Here is a 7,278-nt window from a genome sequence, read left to right on the forward strand (position 1 = left end):
GAATTTTAGAATTTTAGAATTTTAGAATTTTAGAATTTTAGAATTTTAGAATTTTAGAATTTTGCGGCGCGAAAATTTACAAGCAAATTAAAACGCGCCGCAGCAAGTGGTGCTAGCAGCTAGTTTGCAGCGTCTTGAAGCTCTTCTTTGATCTCGGAGTTGCTTTTTACGACCATGCCTGAGCCGTGGATGACGCTAGGCATGCAGGATGTGCAGATATGCACCGTCTCGCCGTTTTTATGCGCCTTGATAAAGACCGCGTTTTCATCGTCGCTGCTTTTGAGCGAACATATATTGCAAATGTAAATATCGCCTGATTTCATAGAAATCCTTTCTTAAAAAATTTCGCACTATTTTATGAAAATTTCAAAATTTTTCATTGATTTTAGTTAATCTTTAGCGATTTTTATTGCGGGCGCTTTCATCTATTAGCACTATGTGCGTCAAAAAGATGATGAAAAATAGCTGGAAAAATAATCCTACCAGCGGGATCAAGCACAGCAGATAAAAAATAAAAGCGCTTAGGGCAAATTTATATCCGCCGCCCATTTTATAAGAGCGCTCGAAGCTTTTCGCGCTTAACGCGTTTGAAGCGACGTCGATTAGAATCAGCTTGTAATAGATATAAAAAAACGGCACGTTGATTATGAATAAATTTATTACCGGCACGAACAAAAGCACCGAACAGATAAATAAAATCACTAAAAATTTTAAAATTTCAAGGCTCATCAGCTTTAGCACTCGCGCCGTGCTCGCTTCATCCGCGCGGATTAGGTGGTAGTGGCGGGCGTTGATCTCTTTAGTGACTGCGGGCGTCAGAAAGGCTGCGATGATAAGCGCACAAAACACGCTAAGCATCAGTACCGCAAAGCTGGCAAACACCGAAAAAATCGCGCCGATAATCCACTTTGTAGCAGCAAAGCTTAGAATTTTTGCAATTATTGGGAAGCGCTGCTCGTCCAAGAAGCTAAAATCGCCGCTTTGCGCGCCCTGCGAAAGTGCGTCAAAAAGCTCTTTGCCACCGAAAAATGCGAGCGTGCCTAAGATTATAAGCGAGCACATAAGCGGCAATAGCGAGAGCAAAATAAACTTGCGCGTAAAAAAATCCTGCTTCGCCAAATTAAAAATTCTACCCATGTATGCTCCTATTTGCGTTATTTTAGCGACTTTTGCGACGGAATTTGAGCTGAGATTTATTTTGACTGCCGCACCGTGCCTCATCAATCCGCTCGCTTGGCTCATTCGCTTTTTTAACCGGCTCATCCTGCCTTATAATACGAAATTTATGCTTTGATCGCTTGCCTGCGTTTAATCTGCTCATTTATAGTGCGTAAAGGGAGACCGCATCTAGCTATGTTTTTACCTGTTGCGAATATTTATTTGCTTGCTGCGCGGAATTTTGCCACTTATAAATAAGCTAGCATTACGTAAAATTTCAGGCACAAAATTGCAGAATTCCAAATCAAAGCCCTTTTTTAAAATTCGCATGCCGAAATTTTATAGATGGAATTTTAAAATCTTAAAGATAAATTTCGCAAGCAAATCCATGACTTTACTTCGTCGCGTCGTAGATCTTTTGCAATTGCTCGTAAATTTCGTTTGCGCTTACTGTGCCTTTTGATAGCACCTCGATTAGCACCTCGTTATCTTCAAGGTCTCCCCAGATTTTGCGGTAGCTGCCCTCTTTGTAACCGTGGTCTTGGCGGAATTTATTTAGCACGTTTTTACCGATATATTTGGCAAAAAGAATGTCTAAGCTCACGCCACATTTAATCGCCACGCGAAAAAAATCGGTCAGCAGCTCGCCGATTTGCAGCTCAAATCCGCTTGTTTCGTGGATTATGAGCTCGATGTCGTTTACGATTTCGTAGATGCTGTATTCGCGCACATCGTAGGCGTAGGAGCTAAACTCTGCAAACCCACTCACTGCCGTGACGTCGCTTACGATGTGATCGATGTCTTTGCCACCGTAATATTGCTCTAAAATATAGCTCATTACGAAGTGCCAAATATCAACGACCTCGATGACGATATTATTCACGTCCGGCGCTGCAGAGATATTTTTCCAATGCTTCCACGCAAAGCTATCGATGAGCTCTGCGCATTCCATGTAAATGCAGCGCTTCCAGTTGATAAGTTTGCCGTTTTTTGTATAGCCGTCCTCCCAGCCCACGCCATTTGTTTCGTCGTTTAGGGCTTGCTGCATCAAAAACATCTCTTTTACTTTTTTATAATTTTCCATAAAAATTCTCCTAATTTTGGCTCGCGATTATAGCTAATAAAAGAAAATCATTGTATAATTTAGCAAAAAGGAGGCTTAAAATGTGTGCCGCTCAGGATAAATTCGACGAGTTTTTAGGCAGGATGAAACTCCTATCTCTCGGAGTTTTGCGCAATAATCTGCCATATTGCTGCAGTGCATTTTACGCCTACGATCCGCAAAATAAGGAGCTCATCATCGCAAGCGCGAGCGACTCCGAGCATATCAAAGCAGTCTTTGCCAACCGCGGAGTTGCGGCCACAGTTGCACTGGATACGAAATTTGTAGGTAGGATCAAAGGCGTGCAGATTTGCGGCCATATCCGTAGCGCGGATGAGCGCGAAACCTCGCTATATCTTAAGCGCTTCCCGTTTGCGCGCGCGATGGAGACCGATTTTTTTACGATCAGAATTGACTGGATGAAAATGACCGATAATACTCTAACTTTCGGTAAAAAACTAATTTGGGAACGCTAGTTCGCTAAGAAATCGTCTATTTATTTTTACGAAATTTTAAACTTTGCGAGGATTAAATTTTATCTAGTAAAATTTTTAAAACTTGCATAAATTCTATCTTGTCTATTTTTCAAAGAATTTCACCATTAGATACGCTTTAAAATTTCCGCTCGGTTGGTTTTTTGAATTTTACAGCATGGAATTTAGCGTAAAATTTCATCTTGCAAGCTGAGGTTGTCGCAAATTTTATTTCCTTAGAAGCGGAGCCTGCCACGTAAAATTTCGCATGAAAATTTTAAAATTCTAAAATTTAACTTTTCAAAGTTAGCTTGACGCGCGAGCTTAGCTCTGCCGCTCCCTGATTTCGCTTACTAGCCGCCCGCCGATCGCGTAGTCGTCAGTGGATATTTCGTCTATCGTCACGACCGTGGTTTTCTCGCCCCTGCCTAGCACGGCTACGAGGGCGTCGGTGAGGTTTTTGACGAGCCTTGCTTTTTCTTCGCGACTTAGACCGCCGCGCTCTTTGGTGATTTTGACGTTTATATAGGGCATTAATTCTCCTTAAAATAAACGTAATTGTAGCCAAAATTTCGTCTGCGCGCCTAAAAGTGCGAAATTTTATGTTAAAATCGCCGTAATCTGAATTTAAGGAGGAAATATGCCATTGCTGGATAGTTTTAAAGTCGATCATACCCGTATGAATGCCCCCGGCGTGCGGCTCGCAAAGAGCATGCGTACCAAAAGCGGCGATAAGATCAGCGTCTATGATCTGCGGTTTTGCCGCCCGAATTTAGAGATCATGAGCGAGCGCGGCACCCATACGCTGGAGCATCTTTTCGCGGGTTTTATGCGCGAGCACCTAAATAGCGCGGATGTCGAGATCATCGACATCTCGCCGATGGGATGCCGCACGGGCTTTTATATGAGCGTGATCGGCACGCCCAGCGAGAGCGCCGTCGCAGCGGCGTGGAGCGCGAGTATGAAGGATATTTTGGGCGTGGGCTCTCAAGCGGATATCCCCGAGCTGAATAAATTTCAGTGCGGCACCTTCGCGATGCACTCGCTAGCAGAAGCCAAACAGATCGCGCAAAACGTGCTAAATAAAGGGATCGGCGTGATCAAAAACGACGAGATCGCGCTGGATCCAAGCAAGATAAAATAGTTTTGAAATTTAAGAGATAGTGCAAAATTCTAACGCTATCTCTTTGAACGCCGCTTGTTCCGCGATCAGTGTATAATGCACCATAAAATATTATCGTAAAATATGCAAAAATTCGAGGTGCAAAAATGCGTATCTGCTAAAACAAGCCGGAGGTAGTAGCATCTATTTATAAGCCGATTTAGCTTTATAAACCGACTTGGCGCTTGCCGTAAAGTCTGCGTCACGCGAGGTTTTTGATAAAAGCTACGATTTGGCTTTAAGCTGGGTGGCAAAAGCGCGCAAGCAAAGCTCATATCAAATTTAATAAATTTATCTCGTAGGTCGGCTTTAAATTTATAAGAATTTTTAAAATTCCGTCTTAAATTAAAGCCGAAATTCTATCCACAAATACCATGCTTATGCGCCTTCTTACTTTTAGATGCGATCTTCAATCCTCCAAAAAAATCGCACAGTAAAATGTGAATTTAAAATTTTTATTTAAGGTTACGTTGCGAGTTTGGCGCTTGAAATTTCACTTTCGCTGCACGAAAAAAATGCTAAAATTCCGCCGAAACCGCGCCGGATGCGGTGAACTTAAAGGAGCGAAAATGCAAAGAATTTTTCATATAAAAGATGCTATTTGTAGCGACGAGCGAGCCGTAAAAACGACATTTTTTACTACGGAGGCCACTTGCGGCGCGGTTTGGATCGTCAAACGCGGCCAGGTCGTAGCGCCGCATATTCACCCAGACGGAGATGACGTGTGGATCTGCTTAAGCGGACGCGGCGTGTTTTATCCGAGCAAGGGCGAGGAGGTGCCGATCTGTGCGGGCGATCTAATCATTTCCAAAAGCGGAGAGTGCCACGGTATGAAAAATACGGGCGATGAGGATTTTGTGTTTGCAAGCGTTACGGCGCCGATTCCGTGCGGCTACGAAGCGATTTGAATTAAAATTCGCCAGAGATTTTGTGGCATTCGTAAAATAAATTAGCGCCGCAAAGAGTTGAATCAGAATTTGCCCGTAGCGTTAAATTTCATAAATTTAGCCGCGCTTTTGTACAATTTCAAGTGCCGCGCAATCTGCGGCGAGATTAAATTTGAGGCAAAAGATGTATGAGGATTTTACGCAAGAGCCAAAGGACGAGCGCGCGCAAAAGAAACGCAAAGCTAGGGCGCGCAAGGCAGAAGCAGATCGTAAGCCTGTGCGAGATGGGCCCAGAGGCATGCCGCTTTGGCGCAAGATCGCGCTTGGTATAACGTTTGCGTTCGCGGCTTTTAGCGCGCTTATTCTAGCGGCGGTTATAAATTCCGCAGACGACTACTCGCTGCGGGATGATGAGCAGATCAAATACAGCGATTTTTATAAAAAAGGAGATGAAATTTACGCCCTCGTGGTGGGTGCGGGCTATTTTGCGATACCGGACGCGGACGTGGCGAGCTTTCGAGTTTTGGATTTCGGCTCCGGCTACCGCTCCAACGTCGCGGCGGATCAAAACGCCGTATATTGCGGCAATATAGCTATGAGCGAGCTAGAGCCCGCGCGCACGAAAGCCGTGGCATTCGGATACGTAAGCGACGGGCGAGTTAGCTACTTTTGCGACGGCGAGGCGGTGCCAAACGACGCGCTGGGGGCGCTTAAGCTTACTTATGAAACCTTGGTGCATATTTTTTGGGATGCGCCCAAGCCGCAAAGCTACCTCTATAAATTTAAACGAATGGACGCTACGGATCTGCGCCAAATCGCGGGCGTATATTACGCTGCGGAGGGCTCTCGCGCGTTTTATAAGGGAGAGGTTTTGCCGGGCGCCGATGCCGCGAGCCTGCGCCAAATAGAGGGAAGCGACGGGCGCGCTAGCGGCGTTTATGCCGCGGACGGCACGAACGTGTATTTTAGAAACCTGCGCCTTGACGCGCGCGATAACGGCGGGCATTACGATCTTTTTAGGCAGCGGTTGAGCTATTTTTTGTGGGATGCGAAAGGCGGTGACGTTTTTGCGAACGATCTGAAATTTGATCCCGCCGCCGCGCCATATACTCCGCTAAATAGGCAGCTTGCGCATTCAAACCATCTACTTTTTGCCTCCCCAGACGGCATCTACTATTTCGACGAGAACGACGGAAAGCAAAAGCGCGCGGCAGACAATCCCTTCGCGGGCGAAGTTCGCGCGCTTAGCGGCAGCGTATTTCAAAGCGGCGAGCGGATATATTTTTTAGAAGGCGCCGAAGTTTGGGGCGGCGGCCGTAGCAGTCGTAGGCTGGTCGCTCGCAAAAGCGGGCTTTTCGCGCTCGAGCTGCCGTATGAGTGGCGCAGGGTCGGCGGCGTGCACGGCGGGCTATACGGCTGGGTCTATTCAAACGGCGGGCGATTTTTCTACTTCGACGATCTTGGCTCTTCACAGCTGATAGATCGGTGCGTTTATGAGATCAGGGATCTAGACTTGGTTGAAATTTTGCTTCAAAAAAGCAGCCTTGGCACGAGTAAAATTCGCGAGATGATAAAGAGCGGCGGGCTTAAGGCGGTGGACGGCGAGCTGCTTTTTGAGGTAAAGACGCGAGTGGAATTTTAGGGCGATTTGAGCACAATTCGAGCGCAGAAAGCGCTGCTAAATTTTAAAATTTGATTTTATTTCGGCATAAATTTTTAAAATTTAAATGTAGTCGTGGGCTATAGCGTAGGTTTAGAAATTTCATCGCAAATTCCTTTAGGGCAGTCGTGCAAAATTTCGTTTCGCCATATCGCGACGGCGCACGAAGCTTTTATATTAGTCACGATCTTTGCGTCGCGGCGCGCTTGGATAAGACGTCGCCGCGAATTTTATTTTAGCGCCGCAGCTTTCGTAAAATTTCGCTAGCAGTGTAGGCGTACGCGGCGACAGAGCGTAAATTTAAAAGACTCAATCACAAAGTTGCACGCATAAAATTTGCGCGCCTAGGCTTACGGGATAAAATTTAACGGCTTGGATTCAAAGGCGCAAATATCTTACTCCGATATGAAATTTAACATAGTGAGTGCAGATCGAGCGGCGCGATCAAAGTGCCGTTTTGCAAACCCACGAGCTTTAAGTGAAGCAAAACAAAGCGCTATTTTATAAATCCGCTTGCTATTACGCGGTCGCGCTCGTCGTAAAAAACCGCAAGCTGTGCCGGAGCGATGCCCGCTGCGGGTGCGGACAGCACGGCATGCACGCCGCCCCCTTCACGCGGCGAAATTTTAACGGGGAGTTTGGCGCTGCGGTAACGGATCTTAACGCCGAGACCCGGCATATTTAAAATTTCATCCCTGCTTAAAAAGGCGTTAAAATTTTCGGTGTCGAACTCGTAGGTCGCTAGTTCGTCCTTGCCGCCTACGACGATCTCGTTTTTGCTCGGGTCGATGCTTAGCACGAAGTGCGGCTCATGCGCGCCGTGCACCGTAAAACCG

9 protein-coding genes are annotated in these 7,278 nt (G+C 46.0%); 4 read left to right on the top strand and 5 right to left on the bottom strand.

What is annotated here, in order from left to right; all coding sequences use genetic code 11:
- Positions 1-119 precede the first annotated feature (119 nt).
- The 3 genes from Q0117_RS07405 to Q0117_RS07415 form a co-directional block, all read right to left on the bottom strand.
- The gene (locus tag Q0117_RS07405; RefSeq protein WP_297924195.1) at positions 120-323 is read right to left on the bottom strand and encodes a hypothetical protein; all 204 of its coding nucleotides are present in this window, start codon (positions 321-323) and stop codon (positions 120-122) included.
- Between the two features lie 73 nt (positions 324-396).
- Positions 397-1,137: an EI24 domain-containing protein gene (locus Q0117_RS07410; RefSeq protein ID WP_297924197.1), complete on the bottom strand. Its 741-nt coding sequence runs from the start codon at positions 1,135-1,137 to the stop codon at positions 397-399.
- A gap of 415 nt (positions 1,138-1,552) precedes the next feature.
- Positions 1,553-2,242, bottom strand: a complete 690-nt coding sequence (locus Q0117_RS07415) for a dUTP diphosphatase (protein ID WP_297924199.1) — start codon at positions 2,240-2,242, stop codon at positions 1,553-1,555.
- Positions 2,243-2,322: 80 nt separating this feature from the next.
- Between Q0117_RS07415 and Q0117_RS07420 the strand changes: the two genes are divergently transcribed.
- Positions 2,323-2,736 (top strand): hypothetical protein, encoded by a 414-nt coding sequence (locus Q0117_RS07420; protein ID WP_177386822.1) that lies wholly within the window; start codon positions 2,323-2,325, stop codon positions 2,734-2,736.
- Between the two features lie 321 nt (positions 2,737-3,057).
- Here the strand turns inward: Q0117_RS07420 and Q0117_RS07425 are convergent, their stop codons facing one another.
- Complete coding sequence (locus Q0117_RS07425) at positions 3,058-3,267, bottom strand: 4-oxalocrotonate tautomerase family protein (RefSeq protein WP_297924201.1); 210 nt, start codon at positions 3,265-3,267, stop codon at positions 3,058-3,060.
- Positions 3,268-3,373: 106 nt separating this feature from the next.
- Here Q0117_RS07425 and luxS point away from each other — a divergent pair, with 106 nt between their 5' ends.
- The 3 genes from luxS to Q0117_RS07440 all read left to right on the top strand — a co-directional run bounded on the left by luxS (position 3,374) and on the right by Q0117_RS07440 (position 6,424).
- Complete coding sequence (gene luxS / locus Q0117_RS07430; RefSeq protein ID WP_297924204.1) at positions 3,374-3,877, top strand: S-ribosylhomocysteine lyase; 504 nt, start codon at positions 3,374-3,376, stop codon at positions 3,875-3,877.
- A 587-nt stretch (positions 3,878-4,464) separates the two neighbouring features.
- The gene (locus Q0117_RS07435) at positions 4,465-4,803 is read left to right on the top strand and encodes a cupin domain-containing protein (RefSeq protein WP_040303516.1); all 339 of its coding nucleotides are present in this window, start codon (positions 4,465-4,467) and stop codon (positions 4,801-4,803) included.
- 163 nt (positions 4,804-4,966) lie between these two features.
- The gene (locus Q0117_RS07440) at positions 4,967-6,424 is read left to right on the top strand and encodes a DKNYY domain-containing protein (RefSeq protein ID WP_297924206.1); all 1,458 of its coding nucleotides are present in this window, start codon (positions 4,967-4,969) and stop codon (positions 6,422-6,424) included.
- A 514-nt stretch (positions 6,425-6,938) separates the two neighbouring features.
- On the opposite strand, the gene Q0117_RS07445 is transcribed toward Q0117_RS07440, so the two are convergent.
- On the bottom strand, positions 6,939-7,278 hold a 340-nt coding region (locus Q0117_RS07445), incomplete at its 5' end, for an aminomethyltransferase beta-barrel domain-containing protein (RefSeq protein ID WP_366807798.1).

It is taken from the genome of uncultured Campylobacter sp., assembly GCF_937997535.1.
Classification (GTDB): domain Bacteria; phylum Campylobacterota; class Campylobacteria; order Campylobacterales; family Campylobacteraceae; genus Campylobacter_B.

Excerpts from the sequence above, each read along its gene's own strand:
- Q0117_RS07425 (WP_297924201.1), bottom strand. The coding sequence starts at position 3,267 with ATGCCCTATATAAACGTCAAAATCACCAAAGAGCGCGGCGGTCTAAGT.
- luxS (WP_297924204.1), top strand. The coding sequence starts at position 3,374 with ATGCCATTGCTGGATAGTTTTAAAGTCGATCATACCCGTATGAATGCC.
- Q0117_RS07410 (WP_297924197.1), bottom strand. The coding sequence starts at position 1,137 with ATGGGTAGAATTTTTAATTTGGCGAAGCAGGATTTTTTTACGCGCAAG.
- Q0117_RS07415 (WP_297924199.1), bottom strand. The coding sequence starts at position 2,242 with ATGGAAAATTATAAAAAAGTAAAAGAGATGTTTTTGATGCAGCAAGCC.
- Q0117_RS07405 (WP_297924195.1), bottom strand. The coding sequence starts at position 323 with ATGAAATCAGGCGATATTTACATTTGCAATATATGTTCGCTCAAAAGC.
- Q0117_RS07440 (WP_297924206.1), top strand. The coding sequence starts at position 4,967 with ATGTATGAGGATTTTACGCAAGAGCCAAAGGACGAGCGCGCGCAAAAG.
- Q0117_RS07420 (WP_177386822.1), top strand. The coding sequence starts at position 2,323 with ATGTGTGCCGCTCAGGATAAATTCGACGAGTTTTTAGGCAGGATGAAA.
- Q0117_RS07435 (WP_040303516.1), top strand. The coding sequence starts at position 4,465 with ATGCAAAGAATTTTTCATATAAAAGATGCTATTTGTAGCGACGAGCGA.